Annotated in this window: 19 protein-coding genes and 2 other annotated features; of the genes, 5 read left to right on the plus strand and 14 right to left on the minus strand. The window is 38.7% G+C overall.

All coding sequences use genetic code 11. The features are described from left to right. Positions 1-696 precede the first annotated feature (696 nt). Complete coding sequence (locus tag EBQ12_RS15330) at positions 697-2,205, plus strand: AcpB/EbpR/MafR family transcriptional regulator (RefSeq protein WP_125590548.1); 1,509 nt, start codon at positions 697-699, stop codon at positions 2,203-2,205. Positions 2,206-2,261: 56 nt separating this feature from the next. Here the strand turns inward: EBQ12_RS15330 and EBQ12_RS15335 are convergent, their stop codons facing one another. The 12 genes from EBQ12_RS15335 to EBQ12_RS15390 form a co-directional block, all read right to left on the minus strand. After that, complete coding sequence (locus EBQ12_RS15335; protein WP_017366847.1) at positions 2,262-2,543, minus strand: hypothetical protein; 282 nt, start codon at positions 2,541-2,543, stop codon at positions 2,262-2,264. 356 nt (positions 2,544-2,899) lie between these two features. Further along, a complete protein-coding gene (locus tag EBQ12_RS15340; protein WP_125590550.1) occupies positions 2,900-4,183 on the minus strand; it encodes a hypothetical protein in 1,284 nt (427 codons plus the stop codon). Positions 4,184-4,209: 26 nt separating this feature from the next. Continuing rightward, positions 4,210-4,776: a hypothetical protein gene (locus tag EBQ12_RS15345; RefSeq protein WP_125590552.1), complete on the minus strand. Its 567-nt coding sequence runs from the start codon at positions 4,774-4,776 to the stop codon at positions 4,210-4,212. 173 nt (positions 4,777-4,949) lie between these two features. Next, positions 4,950-6,869: a threonine--tRNA ligase gene (gene thrS, locus EBQ12_RS15350; protein ID WP_125590554.1), complete on the minus strand. Its 1,920-nt coding sequence runs from the start codon at positions 6,867-6,869 to the stop codon at positions 4,950-4,952. A 51-nt stretch (positions 6,870-6,920) separates the two neighbouring features. Further along, positions 6,921-7,147: a binding site (T-box leader), on the minus strand. Between the two features lie 38 nt (positions 7,148-7,185). Continuing rightward, positions 7,186-7,409, minus strand: a binding site (T-box leader). 74 nt (positions 7,410-7,483) lie between these two features. Continuing rightward, positions 7,484-8,668, minus strand: coding sequence for a DUF1835 domain-containing protein (locus EBQ12_RS15355; protein WP_125590556.1), 1,185 nt, complete (start codon positions 8,666-8,668; stop codon positions 7,484-7,486). 273 nt (positions 8,669-8,941) lie between these two features. Beyond that, complete coding sequence (locus EBQ12_RS15360) at positions 8,942-9,772, minus strand: DNA alkylation repair protein (RefSeq protein WP_125590558.1); 831 nt, start codon at positions 9,770-9,772, stop codon at positions 8,942-8,944. Positions 9,773-9,962: 190 nt separating this feature from the next. Further along, positions 9,963-11,150, minus strand: a complete 1,188-nt coding sequence (locus EBQ12_RS15365; protein ID WP_125590560.1) for an MFS transporter — start codon at positions 11,148-11,150, stop codon at positions 9,963-9,965. 26 nt (positions 11,151-11,176) lie between these two features. Continuing rightward, positions 11,177-12,004 (minus strand): MerR family transcriptional regulator, encoded by an 828-nt coding sequence (locus EBQ12_RS15370; protein ID WP_025206945.1) that lies wholly within the window; start codon positions 12,002-12,004, stop codon positions 11,177-11,179. Positions 12,005-12,138: 134 nt separating this feature from the next. Then, a complete protein-coding gene (locus tag EBQ12_RS15375; RefSeq protein ID WP_125590562.1) occupies positions 12,139-12,657 on the minus strand; it encodes a hypothetical protein in 519 nt (172 codons plus the stop codon). Between the two features lie 26 nt (positions 12,658-12,683). Then, positions 12,684-13,094, minus strand: coding sequence for a DUF6508 domain-containing protein (locus tag EBQ12_RS15380; protein WP_125590564.1), 411 nt, complete (start codon positions 13,092-13,094; stop codon positions 12,684-12,686). A gap of 322 nt (positions 13,095-13,416) precedes the next feature. Then, positions 13,417-13,722 (minus strand): hypothetical protein, encoded by a 306-nt coding sequence (locus tag EBQ12_RS15385; RefSeq protein ID WP_041506592.1) that lies wholly within the window; start codon positions 13,720-13,722, stop codon positions 13,417-13,419. Between the two features lie 12 nt (positions 13,723-13,734). Further along, a complete protein-coding gene (locus EBQ12_RS15390) occupies positions 13,735-15,150 on the minus strand; it encodes a lipase (protein ID WP_125590566.1) in 1,416 nt (471 codons plus the stop codon). A gap of 50 nt (positions 15,151-15,200) precedes the next feature. Between EBQ12_RS15390 and EBQ12_RS15395 the strand changes: the two genes are divergently transcribed. Continuing rightward, a complete protein-coding gene (locus EBQ12_RS15395; RefSeq protein WP_024720253.1) occupies positions 15,201-15,563 on the plus strand; it encodes a DUF1433 domain-containing protein in 363 nt (120 codons plus the stop codon). Positions 15,564-15,835: 272 nt separating this feature from the next. On the opposite strand, the gene rlmD is transcribed toward EBQ12_RS15395, so the two are convergent. Both rlmD and EBQ12_RS15405 read right to left on the minus strand, forming a co-directional pair. Then, on the minus strand, positions 15,836-17,221 hold the full coding sequence (gene rlmD / locus EBQ12_RS15400; RefSeq protein WP_373368004.1) for a 23S rRNA (uracil(1939)-C(5))-methyltransferase RlmD: 1,386 nt from the start codon (positions 17,219-17,221) through the stop codon (positions 15,836-15,838). 102 nt (positions 17,222-17,323) lie between these two features. Continuing rightward, positions 17,324-18,193: a DNA-3-methyladenine glycosylase family protein gene (locus tag EBQ12_RS15405; RefSeq protein WP_125590568.1), complete on the minus strand. Its 870-nt coding sequence runs from the start codon at positions 18,191-18,193 to the stop codon at positions 17,324-17,326. Positions 18,194-18,626: 433 nt separating this feature from the next. Here EBQ12_RS15405 and EBQ12_RS15410 point away from each other — a divergent pair, with 433 nt between their 5' ends. The 3 genes from EBQ12_RS15410 (at position 18,627) to EBQ12_RS15420 (ending at position 20,745) form a co-directional block, all read left to right on the plus strand. Then, on the plus strand, positions 18,627-19,127 hold the full coding sequence (locus tag EBQ12_RS15410) for a stress protein (RefSeq protein ID WP_125590570.1): 501 nt from the start codon (positions 18,627-18,629) through the stop codon (positions 19,125-19,127). Between the two features lie 130 nt (positions 19,128-19,257). After that, positions 19,258-20,217, plus strand: coding sequence for a magnesium/cobalt transporter CorA (gene corA, locus EBQ12_RS15415; protein ID WP_007496624.1), 960 nt, complete (start codon positions 19,258-19,260; stop codon positions 20,215-20,217). A 33-nt stretch (positions 20,218-20,250) separates the two neighbouring features. Beyond that, positions 20,251-20,745, plus strand: coding sequence for a DUF2716 domain-containing protein (locus EBQ12_RS15420; protein WP_125590572.1), 495 nt, complete (start codon positions 20,251-20,253; stop codon positions 20,743-20,745). The last annotated feature ends 183 nt before the right edge of the window (positions 20,746-20,928 follow it).

The raw sequence follows: 20,928 nt of genomic DNA on the forward strand, positions 1-20,928 counted from the left end.
TTTTCTACAATTATTTTTCAACAACGATTAAAAAATCATTTGTATACTGTCTGATCAATCACTCCGCTTCTGATCAAATTTTTCTAAAAATTGCACCTTAAGACCCTATGAATAAAATGAGTTGATGAATCATGAGTTTGAAAGGTCATCATGAGTAGTAGATATAGTAGTTGGATAGGGGTCTATAGCAATGGGGAATAGTGAGAGGGAACATAAAAAGAAGACATGTGAATTTTTCTATTTATACTGGAATGAACACCAAATGATTAGTACATGCATATATAAGCATGTATTCACATATAGAACGTTCATATAAAACAAGCATGACTCATATGGTATGTATGGTGAGATAGTTCAGCATCATATAGATCGCATTCCTTCTACTCCCTTTCATATGGTAATCAAAAAGCCGATGCTTTTTATTCTTACATTTACCGTTTAAGCAGCAAAAAAATAAACAAAATGATCCATTTTTATAGGATTCATGGCATACTTATCACCTTTTAAAAGAAAAATATGGAGAATCAGCGAATAACATTTGTTTTCGTCTAATTTTTTTCTCTTTTATCGTCAAAAGTGAAGACAAAACGATTTAGGCAAAACATTACAATCATTTCATGCCTATTTTGAGCTCAAATGTTCTTCATCTGAACTTCATAATATAGAGGCAAGTCAAAGGAAGGAGTTAGTTGTTTGATGGAGCTCATTGATAATAAATCAAAGAGATGGATAAACATTTTAAAATTGCTTGTATCCAAAAATAAGTGGTGGAGCCTTCAAGAGATATCGAATGAAAATATCGGCTCGGTTCGTGCGATTCAAAGCGATTTAGAACAAATGAAATCGTTCCAAACCGAGAACGGAGAGCCGTTAATCCACATAAAGCCAAGACAAGGCATTTCCATTTGTTATACCGAGACAATTCGAGTGGACTACTTTATTAAAGAAATTTTAAAAGATACGATTGAAATCCGATTGATTGACGGCATTTTTTTCGAAGAAAACAGATCTTTCTATGAATGGATGGACACGCTTAATATCAGTAGATCCACACTGTATAACACGATTCATAAAATCAACTCGATCCTTACATCCTATGACATTGAGTTACGTCCAGATAGTATGCAGTTTCATGGGAATGAGAAGGAGATTCGTCAATTCTTTGTTGAATTTTTGTTTGAAGTGTATGGAAGCCGCCTTTGGCCATTTGATGATATTCAAAAACAAGACGCAGTTCATTTATTACAAGAACTATTTCAGGTGCTCGAAGTCAATGTACCAGATGTCGCGATAGATAAATACTGCCTGTGGCTCGGCGTTTCCATTCACCGAATGCGAAAAGGTTTTACAATCAGCCGTAAATATACATACTCAATGAATGAAGAAAAACAAACCTCTACGGCTAAAGGAATCTATGATCAAATTAGAAGATGGGAAGAGCACATCTGCCGAATGGCCAAAGACGTATTTGATGTGACGCTGGATCATCATGAATTTGTCTTTTTGCTATTGATCGAACCAGCTATTGGACACTTTAAATCAATTGAAACTGTCGAAGAAAAATTGACGTTCTTTCAGTCGCATACACCACGCCTCTATGATGCCATTCATTCATTTATCACCCAGTTGGAGTCGATTTTTCATCAAGAAATAGCAAATCGTAAGGTGATGACACTCGTTCTTCTCCAATATTATGTGTATTCCAATGAAATTACCGTGAGAGATGGATTCCTTTTCAAAAAGAAATCGAGCTATTTATCAGAGGTGAAAAAACAGTTTCCCTACTTCTATTCGAGGATTAGTCATATCATCCAAGAGTTAAAAACAGACGATATCCTTGCTTCTTTTGTGAAAAATGAACGGGAATTGATTCGTATCATTACATCTTCTTGGAGAGGGCTTGTTCATTTGGAGATGGAACGGAGAAACGTGCTGAACATTTTTGTTATTTCAACATTAGGTTATTATCATAGTTTGTTTATTGCTGATTTAATTAAATTAAGCGTGCCTCCTCTCATTCACATTTTCACAAGTCCAGAAAATTCGTTAAATGATGTCACGATGGATCAACTTGGGGTTGATATGATTGTGACCGATACTGAGCTTCCTCTTCAATTCGGTCGATCTACGCTGCTGATCAGCTCTTTTCCAACAAAAAAAGAATTGGACAACTTACACCGAAGATTGGTTGATATGACAAACTAATGTTCATCATAAAAAAAAGCTGCTGAGACATTCTCAAGCAGCTTTTTGGTTCTGTATTAATGAAGCACGATTTGTTCATTCATCAAATCAATGGCGTAAAGCGATTGCCCATATTCATCTAATAGAAGGTATACTTTGAGCGGGGCAGTGGTTTGATCTGTTTGCTGCGTGAATAGGACACAAGTGAATTTTTCAATCCCATCTGGCAGCTTGCTTTTCAGAAAAGGATGAAGAATAGGAGAGATTCGAAGGGTATCAACATCTTTCAGCCAAAGCTCATCTTGTAACGCAGGATAATGGTCAACCAAAAACTGACGAAACACTTCCAATGTACTCAAGGTAGATATCCTCACTTTCTTCTAACTTGGCTTCAAACTCACCTAAAAACAAACGGAACCAACTCATCATATGATCTCGGCACACGTATTTTCGCATACGGCTTGAGACATGATCACTCACTTTTTAGACATGAACTGTAGATCGACTGTACTGTCACGAATGTTCAATATGTATAACGTTTCCTATGTCATCTCATTGACTCCACCACGAATTCAAACAATGGACCTATGATCATATTCTTACCTGTTTTCTTTCGTGATGAAACGACAACTTCCTGCTACAAAATTCCATTTTTCTGCAAAAAAGAGGGAGATGGGACAAAAAAAAAGAACAGCACTGACTGTTCTTTTGGAAGTTATGAAAAGTCTGTCAAAGAGAACACTTCGCCGCTCACTGCATCAACGCCATCATGACAATCGAGCTTGCCGCATAAAACATATTGTTTTTGCACATCGTCATAGACATAGATGGGTGTCAGTTCGAGGCGTTCTCTCAATGTTTCAAAGGCTTCTTTCTGAGTTATGGTGATTTCACTAGCTGTTTGAGATGGATTGAGTATCCCACATACTTGAAACATCTCTTTTTTATCTATGTAATTAATGGCTTCAAAAGTGTTGGCATCAATGAAGACCTTGATTTTATCCATAAATCCACAGCCTTCTTGCTCATTCGTTTTTAATATCGCATGGATGTATCCATGATCACGTTGGAGTGTTTTTAGAACCCACTTCCCTGTATCGTTTGAATATTTTTGCGCCAAAAAGGTTCGAACCGCTTTGATACACTCATCCTGGTCTTCTTTTGATATCGGGAGGGAATCTGGTGACGGTTCCAATGAGAAAGCTTGTTCAGCTGAAATGTTCTCATGAATGTCCATTTCCTTTTTTTCAAAGGCATTGTTTATCGGTTCATTCCACTCAATGACTTCATTCATGTGTATACAATGCGTTTCTTCACGCCCAACCTCAAACGGAAGAGTTCCTGTTCCATCGTTCTTCACATAGATTTCTTCTAACGCATAAATAGAACGGATTTGATTGTGCTCGAAGGAAGGCCATTGAAACATCTGCACTTGCTGCTTGGCTAAGTTCTTCACCTGATCAAGGGAAAGCACATATTTCTCATCTTTCAGTAATGTTTTGGCTAAAAATGGACCGTGGTGTGTAAAGTACATGAGCTGTCCATGTTCATTCCATTTCACTTCGATTCTGCCTGAAGGTGCTACTTTCACACCATCTATTGCTTCTTCGAAAGAAAGTTCCCCTTTCTCCTTCTGATGCATATGAAAATGCTCTCCATAGATCAATCCTGTTTCTTGTTCGATCCATTGAATGACATGAGCTGGATAAGGTCTCTTAAACGTGACACCATGCTGCGCATAGGTTTTGTCCATAACAAAAATAACCGACTCGGTCTGTCCTGTATTCAAGTTCACTTCAATGACAGCTGTGCCGTCTGGGTTTAGATCATCGTCCTCGGGTTCCGTTTCATGAGAGGGAAACCATTCCATATTCAATGTATACACCGTTTCATTGAACATATTGACGTAGCGATGAAAACTGTGTCTTTTTAGATAGTAAAGATCTAATCCAAATGTCACTTTTGTCTGATCGATTAGTTGTTGAATGTTTGCATTCAATGAATTCACCTCAAAATGATGATGTTTTATGGAAGAACAAAAATAACGATAAAGATGAAGATGATGATTGCCATAAAAAATCCTAAAGCGATTGCCATTATATTTGACTCTTTTGTGTAGCCTGTTAATTCACCTACAGTCGATCGGTCGATTTTTCTAAAACGAAAAAGCATGCTTATATTTAAAATGGCTAGAACCATCAAAAACAAGAAAATGATCAATGCAGGATCGACGTCACTGAATGCATTATCCACATTTTGTAAAGTGAATGATTGAATAAACATAATGACACTCAATATGATTTTCCACACATGATCTAACCGTTTTTCCTTTTCCCACTCTTTCCCTAATTTCTCTTTTTCATAAATAGCTACCTGCTCTAAAATAGGTATGAAAGACTTTGTTGTTCCTTTTCTGATAAAGCCTAGAATGCCTTGGATAAGGATTAAAATTCCTAAACAAAAAAGGAAATGTGTCAGTTGGATTTTAACAATTTGAATCAACATAAAAAAAATGATGATCATAAGTCCGACAAATAAATTAGAGATAACGATTTGTTTTGTCCTCATCTTTTTTAGTGCAGCTTGTTCCATGTGATAAACTCCTCCTCGTTTCAAATTTTTCTGATAAACGCTCTATCCTTATTACGATTTTAACGAAAAAATGTTTCAATATTTTCCCTTTCAATTGTCAATTCGGCTTTTTCACAAATGAAAAGACGCCCACATTCAATGGACGTCTTATCCTTCTTCATGAAATCAGCACATCATATTTGAGCTGTTCTGTCTTTTATTTGCTGGGCTGCCAGGTGTTTAAAGTCATCAATAGACAGCAGCTTTGACATTTTTTCTCCATGTTGTCTGATGTTCAGTGTTTTTTCTTGCATTTCTGTATCTCCAATGACAGCGATATAAGGAATTTTTTGCATTTGTGCTTCTCTCATTCTATAGCCGAGTTTTTCATTCCGTTCATCGATTGTGACTCTAATTCCGATATTTCTTAATTGCTGCTGCACCTCTATGCAGTAATCAAGGTGAACGCTTGAGACAGGTATGATTTGTACTTGGATTGGTGCGAGCCATAACGGGAAGACGCCGGCAAAATGTTCAATGAGAATACCAAGGAACCGGTCAAGTGAACCAAAAATGGCACTATGAATGACAACTGGCCGCACCTTTTCATTTTTCTCGTTGATATATGTTAAATCAAATTTCTCTGGCATTTGAAAATCCAGCTGAATTGTGGCGCACTGGTGGCTCCGCTTTAGTGCATCTTGAATATGAAAGTCGATCTTCGGACCATAAAATGCCCCATCTCCTTCATTTAAGTAGTAGTTAATCTTTAACTGATCAAGCACATTTTTTAGCGCTATTTCGGATATATCCCAAATAGCGTCATCCCCTAATGCTTTTTCTGGGCGAGTGGATAGTTCGACTGAATACTCAAAACCAAATGTCCGATACACATGATCAACTAATTGAAAAATCCGTTTGATTTCAGCTTCGATTTGATCTTCTCTTAAAAAAATATGGGCATCATCTTGGCAAAATGTTCTGACCCTGAACAATCCATTTAATGCTCCGCTAAATTCATGACGATGCACTTGACCAAATTCAGACATTCTAATTGGAAGGTCTCTATAGGAATATAAGTTATTTTTGAACATGAGCATATGCCCTGGACAGTTCATCGGTTTTAAAGCAAAACTTGTATGGTCTACTTCTGAGAAATACATATTTTCATGATAATGATTCCAATGCCCTGACTTTTCCCAAAGTTCTTGGTTCATCATAAATGGAGTACTTACTTCTTCATATTGCGCTTGACCTCTCACTTCTCTAGAAAAGGCCATTAATTCATTTCTGACAATCTGACCTTTTGGTAAATAAAACGGCATGCCTGGCGCTTCTTCTGAAAACATAAAGAGGGATAACTGTTTCCCTAATTTCCGGTGATCACGTTTATTTGCTTCTTCCATGAAATGAAGATAATCAGTTAGATGATTCGGATGCTGAAATGCTACACCATACACTCGCTGCAAGACATCCAGATTGCTATCTCCCCGCCAATAAGCCCCTGCCACACGCATTAGTTTAAATGCCTTTAAATACCCTGTAGAAGGCAAATGAGGTCCACGGCACAAATCTATAAATTCTCCTTGCTGATAAATCGTGATGGCTTCTTGTCGAGGGAGACTTTTTAAAATATCCAGTTTATATGGATCATGTGCAAACATCACTTCAGCTTCTTTGTAAGAGACCTCCATTCTTTGAATAAGGTGATTCTCGTTTATGATGTTTTTCATCTCTTTTTCAATCATTGCCAAATCCTCTACGCTTAACGTTTGATTCAGCTTCATATCATAGTAAAATCCATTCTCAATGACAGGTCCGATCCCCAGTGTCACATTGTCATATAACCTTTTCACAGCTTGGGCTAATACATGTGCAGCTGTATGACGTAACACTTCCAGCCCTTCTTTTGAATCAAGTGTTAGAATCGAAACCCCCGCATCGTTGTTTAACGGATAACTTAAGTCCACTGTCTGATCATTGATCTTTCCCGCTACTGCTTTTTTTCTTAAACTTGGGCTAATATGGGAGGCAACCTCTGCGACTGTCGTACCTGCGGAGAACTCCTTGATCTTTCCATCTGGAAATTGAATTTTTACCATTTTTTCTCTCATCACTGACACACCTTTCTCTTTTTTGAAATAAAAAAACACACCCATCCCTCATAGAGGGACGAATGTGTAATCCGTGGTTCCACCCAAATTCCCATAACGCGCGTATTCGCTTTATGGCTCTGGCGCCGTAACGTGGCGTAGACGGTATTGGATACTGCGATGTTCCCCAATACAGCTCAAAGGTGGTAAGATAGCTTTTCTGCGTTAGGAAGATTTCACCGTGACTTCCCTCTCTGTGAACCGATAAAAGCTGCTCATGTCCTTTTCAAAGCAATCATGCTATAAAAGTAAACAAAAAAAACACACCCATCCCTCATAAAGGGACGAATGTGTGATCCGTGGTTCCACCCAAATTCCCATAATGCGTATTCGCTTTATGGCTCTGGTGCCGTAACGTGGCGTAAACGGTATTGGATACTGTAATTTCCCCAATACAGCTCAAAGGTGGTAAGACAACTTTTCTGCGTTAGGAAGATTTCACCGTGACTTCCCTCTCTGTGAACCGATAAAAGCTGCTCATGTCCTTTTCTTCGCTTTTGATTTCTCCATATATTACATGATGATGGGGAATGATGTAAAGATTTATTTTGTACAGTGCTATTGAATTTTATTCTTTAAATGAAATGTCTTGTCATTTCACTGGGGCTATATTCGACTTGATACTTAGGAGATAACGCATTCTTTACTTCTTCCGTTATACACTCCCCTGCTTGATTAAACTTCTTTTCCATTTCTACCCCTTCTGGCAGCAAGTCATCTGTTTCTTCATCAAACCAACAACCATACTGTATGGCCCAATTCCATATTTTAGAGAATAGTACATCGCTTATAGGTACATCATCTCTTTCTAAATGACATTGACAATGTCCGCATTGAAAAGGTTCGCCACCATAGGTTCCTTCAATTTTCACATAAGGTTGGTGCTCAAAATCACGACAGCATACCCATTTTTTGAAGTCCTGACCAAATGTTGTCAGTTTTATCGAGTAATAACGCATGGACGTTCGTTTTCCTTTCATAGCAAAAACACCTTGATCAATCAGCTTCTTTAGCCGATACTCAATAAAATCATCTCCGATATATTGTTCTAAATGACCAAGGACTTCTCCAATTAAGCGTGGAGTTACGATGTATTCCTCTTCTGGCTCGGACAGATGAAGCCGCTTAGCCATTTTTACTAAATAAGCATCAAATTCATCTTCTGATACGTTGAGCGTTTGTTCATTTCGCCATATCCTAAGTGTATGATCTGTTTCGGCAATGTGAAGCCACTCTTCTTGTAATCGTTCTCTTTCTTCCTTGGAAATGGTGTGAAAGTGATTTTTACTTTCATAAATGATTTTAAATTTTTCAGATGGGATTTCCCCAGTATGTCGAAGGTCCATGCGAATCGTCTTTGTATTAAAATGGTGATCATATGCAATCGCTGTATTAATGACAGAGACGTCCACGTTTTTTCCTTTTAATAAATAGATGGCAAATCGCAGACCTATTTGTTCGTGTGCATTGTTGCCTATCCATATCATCATATGTGAGCCATCTTTTACATCCTTCACTTGTTGAATCATTTTTTGCTGATCGATTACCATATCATCAAATCTACCAAACTCATTGGACATGACATGACGAAGCCACTCCATACGAGTCTCTTGTCCTTGACGTTCATGTAAGTGTGTAAGTGGGCCAATGGAGTAGATATCATCAAAGGTGATGATGTCTTCCACTGGTTTTTGCTTCATTTCACGTAATGCTTGCTTTAAACTACCAGCAGTTGCTGCCCCAAATACGATATGTATCATTATTCGTCTCCCTTTATCTTACATTTTATATCATCTTCGCCTATTCATGGTTCTTACGTCAATTCTATTGAGTCAATTTCATTCAAAAGTACGACGATGAGAGGATAAGACCTATATAAAGAATGCAGAATTGGGGAGACTAGATTTTTTATAAAAAATGAAGAACCCCACGAAATGGGGCAGTCAGTTTACTGAGTAACTTTGAGGCTTTCTTACTAATGATCTATTGATAGAAATACCCTCCAAAAAGGGAAATTCAGTTTATGTACTTCTTCACAAGTTCCCCTTCACAATCGTTCTTTTGGCTTTCTTGACAATCCTCCTAGTTGCTTTTGTATCAGAATCTTTTAACCACTGTTCACACAGGTTTATGACCCAATTTGGTTGTGTTTTACTAGCGTCATTGAGCCAGTTTCCAACAGAATCTTGAACATATGTTGATGGATCAGATTTGAGCAAATCTAGAATAGGCTGTGCCCTCATTGGCTCTTGTTTTAATGACTCAATATGCTTTGTCCACACACCCCTTGGGCGAATAGCTTCTACTGAGAATCGGCGAATATTTTCATCTTTACTTTTAGCCCATGCTGTTAAATGTTCTATACTTTGATCGAGCTGATCCGTTAGGCTTTCTCTCACTGACATCCACGCAATTTCTCGAACTCCAAAATGATGATCAGCTGCAAATGGTTGAATGTACGCCAATTTCTCTTCCAAAGTTGATAAACGGTGTTTGTTCATATAAGCAGCCCAACAGCGGACGCTATCAGATACATGGTGAGTAAATGCCTGTAGCACTTCCGCTTGTTTTTCCCCATTCTCTTTCTGTAGCCATTCATCTAACAATTGACCGATGAGACGAATTGCTTTCATTCCAGACTCAGCCTTTTGTTGAGTGATCTTAGATGTTAAACCGTCTAAATGATGGTCTAAACCAACGGATGGCAAAACATGACGTAATAGCGTCATATGATTGACAGCCAGCCATTCAGTTAAATTCACACTCTCTATTTTTCCCTGATTCAAAAGGAACAAGATGTCATGAGGGATATCAGTTCCCTTTCGAGCACCTTTTCGATTGATGATCTCCTCGCTTATTTGCATTTATTTTCTCTCCTCGTCTAGTGGTTCTTTTGTTTGATATTCATCGTTTTTAAAAGAAATATATGAATGCCTTCAATCTTTGGATATTGCCCCCTATTGTATCAAATAAACAACTTTACTGGTGCATTCTTCAAATTAAAAAGGAACTACCCGAAATAAGTAGTCCCTTCCATACAAAATTGAATTTAAGTTACCTTCCTTGTTCGATCACCTTCAAACTCTTCTTCTGAGAGATTCTGTCAAACGCCACCATCAAGATGGTCATGAGTAAAGCGAGAAGAACCGTTCCAGCACTGATCCAGCTCAGGTGCAATATAGATGTCCTGCTCAATACAATCCCCCCTAACCCCGAGCCTAAAGCAAATCCGAATTGAATAAATGATGTATTGACACTTAATGCGATATCAGGAGATTTCGGAACAAGGGTTACAAGATATAGCTGCTGCGCTGGTGATGTACTCCATGTAGCGATCATCCATATCATGATAACAGCCACCATGACCATGAGATTCCCTGTGACAAATGCTAGTAGCATGAGCATCATGATTTGCAAAGTGATGCCAGAAAAAATCGTGAAGATTGGTCCTTTTTTATCTGCTGCCATCCCTCCAAGGCTTGACCCCAAAAAGCTGCATATTCCCGCTAGTAATAAAATGCCACTGATTTCTGTGATGCTAAGGTTTGCTGATGCTTGCAGGAAGGGCGTTAAATAGGTAAATAACGTGGAATATCCCCCTACATAGAATAACGTGACTGCCACTGCAAGTAATATACGCTTGTCTTTTAAAATCGATAATTGCATACGAAGCGTCACCGGCTCTTGTTCTTTCATAGAAGGGATCCGCCTATACACCACAATCAGCGGAATAAGCGTGATCACTCCAATGGCTGCGAATAATGCTTTCCATCCGATCATACTGCTTAGAAATGTCCCGATTGGAACGCCTAAAACCAAGGAGCTGCTTAATCCCATTAAAATGATGCCGATCGCTGTTCCTCTTTTTTCCCGTTCTACAAGACGAGTTGCAACCGCCATCGCCACTACAATCGCCGTTCCCCCACTGATTCCTTGTAAAATTCTTGTGATCATGACCATTTCAAACGAATGGCTGATACTTGTGATGAAGTTACTTAAAATAAAAATGATCAGCGTCCATGTTAATATTTTTCTGCGGTCCATATTGATGGTTAGTGCGATGACAATCGGTGCACCGATTGCGGCCGAAAGTGCTAAAGATGTGACCAATAAGCCAGCAGTAGACGTTGTGACATGTAAATCATGTGCGACCATTTGAATAATGCCAGTAATGATGTATTCGATCGTTCCGATTAAAAAAGCTGCTAAAGCAAGTAAATAGACAACGGTTTTATTTTGCATCGTGACGTTTCTCCTTTGGGCCATGTTTACGATTTGATTTCATTCTTAATAGGAATTTGAATTTCAATGAGTCTGCCTTCTTCATTTTCTGACAATGGGTAATAGATTTCTCGGCCCGGCTGATCATCTTTCACGCGGTATCCGTTATGTTCAATCCATGTCGCCAGGTCAACACAAGCAGTTTGTGCGGATGGAGAATGTGAATGAAATAAGAGTGTTGCCATGGTGTCTTCTGCAGGTAACGTGCGAATTGTCATTCCCTGAGGAAGCGAGCACCTTAACGATTTGACGGAATACCCCACCTCAAATTCGAACTCACTTTCTTTATCCAGTGATTCTCTCCATAACACTACTTGTGGTCCCGAGATCGATTCTTGTTGATGTTTATGTAATAAATGATGAAACATTTGAAAGAATGAAGGGATTTCTTCAACAGTTCCGTTGGATTGAAAAGACATGATGCGTTTACTTTCAACAGATTTAATGATGACCTCCTGTTCTTTTTCAACACACCCCTCTCGTTTGATGAGGTGCATCCGCTCCTTAATACGGGCTAATTTCTGTTGTTCTCTCTCGATCAATTGCTGAATCTCACTCTCTTTCAAGAGAAACATGCCCTGAATTTGCTCTACTGAGATATCTTCACGAAGAAGCTGCCCCATTTGCTTTAACGTAAAGCCTAATTCCTTATAAAGAAAAATTCGATTGACCTCAAGTAACTGCTCAGCTGAGTAATAACGGTATCCTGAATCTTGATCGATCTGCTGAGGCTTTAATAAATCAATTTGGTCATAATACCTTAAGGTTTTGACAGGCACTTTACTTAACATAGAAAAATCGCCGATCTTGAACATCCTGCATCTCCTCCGTTTTGTTGATCTGATCACAGTATAAACCTTTCAGTTAAGGGGAAGGTCAACATGAAGTTGATTAAATTTATCAAAAGCACGAAAAAACCTAGATTTTAGAGAAATCTAGGTTTTGCTCATTATCCTACTATTTTTTCTAACAATCCCATCTCTTCAACAATCTTTATATCATCCATAAATCGTTGCAAACTTACTTTATGTTCTTTCTTTTGTAAATCTGTTGAATAACCTAAGCATAGATTAAAAATACAATCTAACCTTTGTCCGACTCCACTATAAAAATAATTCGTCAATATTCCATTATTTTCACTTGCAAGAACCACAACTGTAGCGATCTCTAATACATATTCTATATCTTCTATAGAAATCGTTCGATCCTTTTTCTTAGCAGTCATGAATTCATGACTATGAATAGAACGATTCCTACCTTCAAGTAAATTGAGTATAGACCTTTTATAGATGACATACACACTGTGAATATGATGTTTATCAGGACAATAGGGATCTTGTAAAATGAATTTTATACGTTCATCTTCTTTTTCCATTTTTATTGCATCAAAATCATATAATAAAATATGATCAATTTCTTCTATTTTCATAGGAGGAAACATGTGGGCTACATCTGTTTTGTTTTTCATTTGATCACCCCGAAAACTAGTCTCTCTTACTCCAAACGTTCCAATCTTTCAAGCCACTTGACAATAGTTCCGTTTGTAAAGAAATCGAGTATGACACCCTCGCAAAATCGTTCAGCTCTCAGAACCCCCATGATGAGAGCCAGTACACACTGCGCATTTACATTTGAGGTGTCCACATTCTCCATATCGTTCGTTCCACCCTCAATACCATTTTCTTTGAGGATCTCACTGTAGCGGGTAAGCCTCATTTCTTGATGTTGTTCTGCAAAGGTATAGACATCCTCGATAAAACGACGGACCGTTTCGGAATAATTCACATAGGGCATCTGAATCGGATGTTCCGCTGTTCCATCATTTTCTTTATCTATGACCCATTCACCAATATCATCGCCTTGAAGCATAGGGATATAGTTTGTTAAGATGTTAAATTGACTCAATCTCATCCTCCACCTTTCCATGAATTAAAAATTCTTTGATCGCTCTCTCTCAATAAGTTAATAAAAAAGTCCGTGATGATCGTACAAACGAGAAGCCAGTATTCAAGTCACAAACCATTTTTATTCATTTCACTCTTTACACTGGTACCATCGATACAACTGTCCCCACATGCACGGTATTAATCATCTTGCTTGTCAACGTTTATGTGTCATATTAAATAATAAGCTGATACCAGTTGTGAATAAAGCGTCAAGGAATTTATAAGACGATTCCCAAATAAAAAAACACCTCTGTCACATCGTTGCGAAGAGGTTATGTTCACTATTTTGTCTTTATACTTCTTAGAAAGGCACTTCTGTTCTCTGTTGCATTTGTCAGCATCTTCGCATTTTCATTGAGTCTTTGTATCAATGCATCCTTAGCTTTTCCTTCAAATGAAGAGAGTAAAGCAACATACACTTCAGCTACAACCTGTTGTGCTGAAGAAAAGTCTGACGCATGTTTTGTGTCTTCTTTTAGATTCTGACAATGCGTTTTTAAACTTGAACCTACAATTTTTTTTAATTCCTCATTCTGTTGTAATCGTCTGTAAAACTCATCTGCATCCATATTAACTCCATATGGCAATTGAAATCCTCCTTACAACCGTAACCATCTTGCTAATTCATTATCCTTATCTTTTAAATTCTCCGCCATTTTCACAATAAACTCACTAATATCCTCTAAATCTCTAATCAAATAATGTAGAGAAGCCTCAGTTTGATACTGTTCTTCTGAGTCATAAAATGCTGCTCCATCTTTCACAAAAGGGGCGTGAAACAATATAGCTTTTTCAACGTCACTTGGATCTAAATCCTTGAATTCTCCTAACCTCTTTCCGCAAATAGATTTCACGTCATACACCATTTTGCTGTGATCATGAGGGAATTGTTCAATTGCTTGTTTTTTTGTTTTTAAGTCTTCGATAGCTGCCTGTAATCGACGAGCTAATTCTTTTGCATATTTGGCATCCACTTTGATGGTTTGTCCATTCATACCTGAATAAGATGAGAACGATTCGATATTCTGGTTATAAACACCTTTGCTTCCATCCACACTTTTGATATGACCATTCTTATCAAAAGTAAAGTTCGACTCATTTAAACTATGAGTATCCGGATCTTTTGCGAATGCTTGGCCATAGAAGGAAGTAATCAAATTTCCTAAAACCCCAGGAACACCAAGCGGTGACACAAACCGATCTATACGCTCTCTTCGTGATTGACTGGGATCTTTCGTATAAATTGTCGTTCCGTTGTGCCTGTCATATTCCAACAACCAACCTGCCCCCACCATATCATCGGGATTAATGATGGCTTTATGATACAAATCAAATTCGCCGTTTCTAATTTTCTTCTGAGTTTCTTCATCATGCAGCTTAACAATGGAAGGGTTGTTAAAGGCTACACTGTAAACATGATTGTTTACACCAGCGTATTCCGCATCTGCCCCTCCAAGTGAGTGACCCGTTGTTGAAATCACTGTATTAGTGCCAGCATACTTTTTCACTTCATTGGCGACGAGCTTATCACCTTGATCAAATTGAGATGTCTTAGTGACAATTTTGTAATCCCCACTTTTCAACAACATGGCTTGTTCCATACTACCGTTATACTTGGTAATCGCTTTAGAGTTTTCAGGTGCCTCTTTTTTCATGATGTATTTGACTTTCCTTTTCGGGTCTTGACCCATTACCACGTTGCCGCCATCTGCACTTATCACGTCAGCTTTGATTTGTTCTTGATTTGTTCCTTGAAAACCTACGACAACATTCTCAGGCTCTTTTGGTTTAACCCATTTACCTTCTTTTTTCTTGGCTTGGACAAATACGTAAACATCTAGGCCTGTGTCTGGGTCTTTTTTGATTTTGTCTACGTAAAAAGCCTTTTTTGATCTAACTTGGATTGGAATTTTATTTTCATAGGCTTCTTGCATTATCTTTTCATTATATGTATTTTGGCTTAGAAAATAATAGTCCTTATCTGATAAATTAGGTATGTCAGTCTTTGTATTCATGTACAATGCCCCTTCTCTCATGTAAAATCTAAGATAGAAAGGATGGTTTTATGAAAAAATACATAATTATCCTTATGACTTTGGTTATTATAACACTTGGAGGGATATTTATGAAGGAACAACACGACAAAAAAACAGCTGCCCAAGAAGCTAAAAAAGAAGAATTGTATTCCTTGGCTAAGAAAAGAATGACTGACTTTATTAAAACAAACTATAATGATATCAAACGAATTGATTTTACTAATGATTATGAGGTAAACCCAATGGGGGGCATTTCAATTAATGGTTATTTAAATGGAAACAAGGACAAAAAAATTTGGGGAATATATGATAAGGCAAACGATGAAGTAGGTTCATTTATTGTTGATGCTAAAGAAAAACCTGAGTGCGAAGATAAAGTATGCGAGTATTAAAAAGAGGATAAATCATCGAATAAACAAAAACGTCCCCTCGAAATTTCAAGGGGACTATTTGTTTACTTCAAGAAGGCTTCGAGCTGCGCCTTTTTCTTTGGTTTTGGACCATAGATACCATCTGCGATAAGACCATGCATATATTCATATAAAACTTTCATTGATAAAACATGACTGGTGATATTTATGCTCACTTAGAAAAAAATTTGGTGATTACTTCATATTAGAAGGTTAAATGATCATAATGGCCTTTCGCAGTTCTTTGCCCACTATTATTTAAGGACTAAAGACACCACACACTCCACATGCGCCGTATGCGGAAACATATCCACTGGCTGCATGTATTCGATCTTATAGTCTTTTGACATGTATTCGAGGTCTTTTGCTAGTGTAGATGGGTTGCAAGAGACGTAGACAAAGCGTTTTGGTTTGACTTGTTTAACCGTGTCTAGGAAAGTGCGTTCGCAGCCTGTTCTTGGCGGGTCGACGACGATAACATCGGGACGGAAGCCTTCTTTGACCCATTTTGGCAGCCAGTGTTCGGCTGTGCCTGTCACATAAGTTGCATTTTTCATGCCGTGTTTTTTGGCATTTTTCTTCGCGTCATCAATTGATTCTTTGATGACATCCATACCTCTTACTTCTTTTGCTCCATCTGAGAGCCACATTCCAATGGTTCCAACGCCGCAATACGCATCGACTACCTTTTCTTTGCCAGTCAGTTTGGCCGCTTTTTTCGCTTCGTCGTAAAGCTTTAATGTCTGCTTCGGATTCAATTGGAAGAAAGCCCGTGCACTCAATTCAAATGAGACGTCTCCTAAAAATTCTTGGATGACCATGTTGCCAGCTAGGAGCGATGTTTTATGCCCAAAGATGACTGACGTTTTTTCGCCATTGATATTGTGCATAATAGACGTCACTTCTGGCAGACGTTTTTGAATGGCTTCGGCGATTTCTTTTTTCTTTGGAAACTCAGGCTTTGATGTGACAAGGACGACTTGTACTTCACCTGTTTCAAAGCCGACACGCACAACAATCGAGCGCACGTCGCCTTTTCTTGTCCGCTCGTTGTAGACAGATACGCCGAATTTCTCTAAAATTTTGCGGACGACACCTGTTGTTTTGTTCGTTTTTGGATGCTGGACGATACATTCCTTGATTGGGACAAGTTTATGAGAATTCAGTCCATAAAGCCCTGCGATGATGTCGCCGCTATGTGATCTTCCGACTTGGAACTGACTTTTATTCCGGTAGTGCCACGGATCTTCCATACCGATTGTTGGTCTAATGTCGATCTTTTCAACCGACAGCTTTGTATGACGCTCCATTGATTGAATGACAATATCGCGTTTTTCCTTTAACTGCTGCTCGTATGCCAAATGCTGAAGCTGACAGCCTCCGCACTCTTCGTATACTGGGCACGGCGGTTTCACTCGATGTTCTGAGCGCTTGCGAACTTTCCTCACCGTACCTTCTGCATATTTCGCTTGAACATTCGTTGCTTCAACTACTACTTCCTCACCTGGAAGTGCACCTGGGACAAAGACCACTTGCTTTTTAAAATAACCGACCCCTTCCCCATTAATGCCAAGGCGTTTAATGGTAAGCGGGAACTGCTGCCCCTTTTGCAGAAGGGCTCCTTGCTGTTTTTCTTTCACGTTTATTCTCTCCGTTCTATTTAAACCTTTATCGGTTGTCCTCATTTTATTCCATCTGAATAGTATATCACGACTTGGACGAAGAGAGAAAATGCCTTTCAATTATTTATCTGTCTCTATACTTCTCCATAAATAAAGGGAGGCGTAGCTTAAATAAGGTGCCCACTCCTTGCTTAAAACTGCCATCTCTTCTTTTGTTGGCTTTTCTGGCAGGTCAAAGTGACGTTTGATCGCATTTTGAATCCCGATATCTGCCATTGGAAAGAGATTTGGTCTTCCAAGTCCATTCATGAGGACATTTTGAACCGTCCAAGGTCCAATTCCTCTAATCGGAAGCAGACGTTCTTCAATTTCAATATCCGTTAAGTCGTGTAATTCTTCTAAATTCAGAGAGCCGCTCACTATTCGCTTTGAGACATCAATCACATATTCCGCTTTTCGCTGACTGAATTGCAGTTTTCTCAAATCATCGGTTTCAAGTGATGCAATGGTTTCCGGTAAAGGATCAAACCAGACGCCGTCGATTTGCTCACCATACGTATGAACAAACCGTTTCGTCAGCTCATAAGCAAATGCAAGATTGAGCTGCTGATGAATGATGCATTTCATCAAGCAATGATATAGATGGAAATCCAGCATAAGCGGCGTTCCGATATGACGGTCAAAAATGGACGCAAGATTTGTTTGAGCAAAATGGTCATGCACGGCATGTAATTGATGCTCCATGCCAAATATCCGCTTCACCTCAGAAAGGATCGCTTCCTCCGGCCCGTTTGCCTGTACCCGGAACGAAGGTGCTTCTTTTGTTCCTGTCGCTTGAACGACTGCAACGTACGGTTTATGATTCAGCCTCATCGGTACTTTGATTTCTCTTTTATCCAGATCGACCGCCTTTAATGGATCGCTCGACAAACGTCTCAGCACTTGATCGAAGTGATAGGGCGGTTCAACCAATAGGTGTTTTTCCCACATGTTTTTCCTCTTCCTTTCTGTCAACACACGCAGATGTGATTGTTTCACTTTGCATGAATGATTCTCTATATTGAATACTTTTAAATATAAAGAGTACAAGAATTTATCAGTTATATCTTCCTTATTTATGGTCATTCTCCTTTTGGATAGATGAAAATTTTTAGTCGAATTCAGCTAAAATTCGACAGCAATCTTCAACATTTTAGGATCATTTTCCTTAAATTAGAAATAGAACCTATGGGTGATATCTTCTATTTCAAAAATATTTGTATAATTATGACATATCAAGGAGGTGAACAAAGGAATTAGCGGATTAGGCAATCATTTGTTTCATCTTGCAGGAACATATTTACCTCATTGATAACCGGCTTCACCTAGTTTCACGTTTTACTAAAAGAAGACCCAAATTTTAAAAACAAAGGAGATCCGACCAATGAAAAAAACAATTCTTTCTGTTGCCCTTGCCACTGCTGTTTCTTCGACACTACCAGTATTCGCTGACGCTGCTGAAAAAACATCATCAGCACCCGTCTCTACTACACTACAGCAAACTGTTTTAAACAAAGCTGCTGAAGAAAAAGCTACTACAAAAGCAGGAAACGTAAACATTAACTTTGATGTACTAGGAATCGCAGATGCTCTATTTAATGCGGCAAATAATTATAATAATCGTGAAGGTTTTGTAAAAGGTTTAATGGAATCTGCTTTCTATGCTGCTGGAGAAAAATATAATGTGTTAGTATTTAATCTAGCAAATAAGTATGATAACCGTCTAACTGGTGTAAAAACTTTTGCCACTGCAAATCTTAATGGTGTCAATTTTGGTATCTGGGTATTCCAAGGTGGTACGTTCGTTAATTATGGTGACGGGGGCTATATTAACTGGGCCTATAAAGGCTGGTTGACTAGAAACGGTGGTACTCTCAATTTCTGAACTTATTAATGTCTAAATCATACACGCACATTGAACCGATCTCAGGCGATGAGATCGGCTTTTTTATGGCGAAAACGTATAAATTCACCGCTGCTGCTTCATGATATAATGCAAGTCTGGAGGGGTGCACATGCTGAAAAAACTTGCAGTGACAAAAAACGGCGACTTGATTGAACATGCAACATTGCAGCAGCTTTCAAGCCCCGATATTGCCTGGTATTGGATTGATTTTTATGCGCCAACGGAAAAGGAAGCAGCACTGTTAAAGGAATTTTTTCAGTTCCATCCGCTTGCGATTGAAGATTGCTTCCATTATTTACAGCGGCCGAAGCTTGATTTTTATGAAGGGTATTTATTTTTCGTCCTTCATGCCCTCAATCAAAAAACACTTCGATCTGAAGAAGTCGACCTGTTTGTTGGAGAAAACTATATCGTTACTTTTCATTTGAAGGAAGCACCCTACATTGATCGAGTCATCCGAAAGCTCAAAGGGTCTGATAAAGCACGAGAGAGCGGTCCAGAGCATATGGCTTATATGCTGATTGACCAGCTCGTCGATGATTATTTTCCTATTATTTATCAAATTGAGGACAGGCTCAATGAAATCGAGGATGAAGAAGGGCATAAAACGTATGGTACATTAATGAACGAAGTATTCGGTATTCGATCCGATTTGCTCAAACTGCGCAGAACCATTATCCCGATGAGGGACCTCTTATATCGAATTGTGAACACGAATATGATGAAAAGCGATGCAAACCGGCAAGCATATTTTAATGATATTTATGATCATTTATTGAAACTAACGGAAATCGTTGAGTCAAACCGTGATATGACGGCCGATTTACGAGACAGCTATCAAACACTAAATTCCAATCGAATGAATGCCATCATGATGACACTGACCATTGTCTCGACGATTTTTATTCCACTGACCTTTATTGTTGGGGTGTATGGGATGAACTTTGATAACATGCCTGAATTACACTGGAAATATGGCTATTTTGGCGTACTGATTTTCATGGGTTTGCTTGTCTCAGGGATGCTTTTGTGGTTTAAACATAAAGGATGGTTTAGGATTTTCAAATAGTTTTTTGAGAGAAGTGCTTGAAAGGGAGATACTATGGAAAACTGGATTCCACTGACAGACAAAGAACTAAAGTACGCATGGAAAACATTTGATCAAAAGTTTAAATTTAACCCAAGCATCTCTCGCTTTCCTGGTTTTCAAGCACCATCTCCTTACATCACATATGATATCTCTGCTTATTTCGAGGACCCTTCTCTCCTAAGTGCGGATGAAGACCTTGAAAAGAAGGCACTGCTGTCTTTTCAGGAGAATATCACCGGAACGGACGAATATATGCAGGTACTTGATTGGCAGCACGACTGCTATTGGATCACACCATACGGCTCATTTGAAAAAGATGAATTTGGAGAATGGAGAGTTCCTGTGCTCCCAAATGGAGATGACTATTTCTTTTTATCAAAAGAGATGACTTGGGGTTTACTAGGACATCCTTGGGAGCAAAGCATCACGATTTTCGGTGAGGGCTTGATTGACTCCTTTACTCGTCATCGTCCCCTTTTGTTCCAGCGTAAAATAAGAGAAGGATAAGTCAAAAAGCTTGCAGTGTCTGCAAGCCTCAGATTGTTGACAAAGGGCTAAAATGAACTTTATTTTAGCCCTTTGTCTTCTTTTCAGCGTGATAGAAAACCTTTGCAGTCTAGGAAGGACGAGTACTGGCGCGGAGCGAATTTGACATTCGTGAGCACCAGCACGCAGGACTGCGGGCGAATG

The sequence above is a fragment of the Bacillus sp. 2B09 genome (assembly GCF_003946835.1).
Taxonomy (GTDB): domain Bacteria; phylum Bacillota; class Bacilli; order Bacillales; family Bacillaceae; genus Bacillus; species Bacillus altitudinis.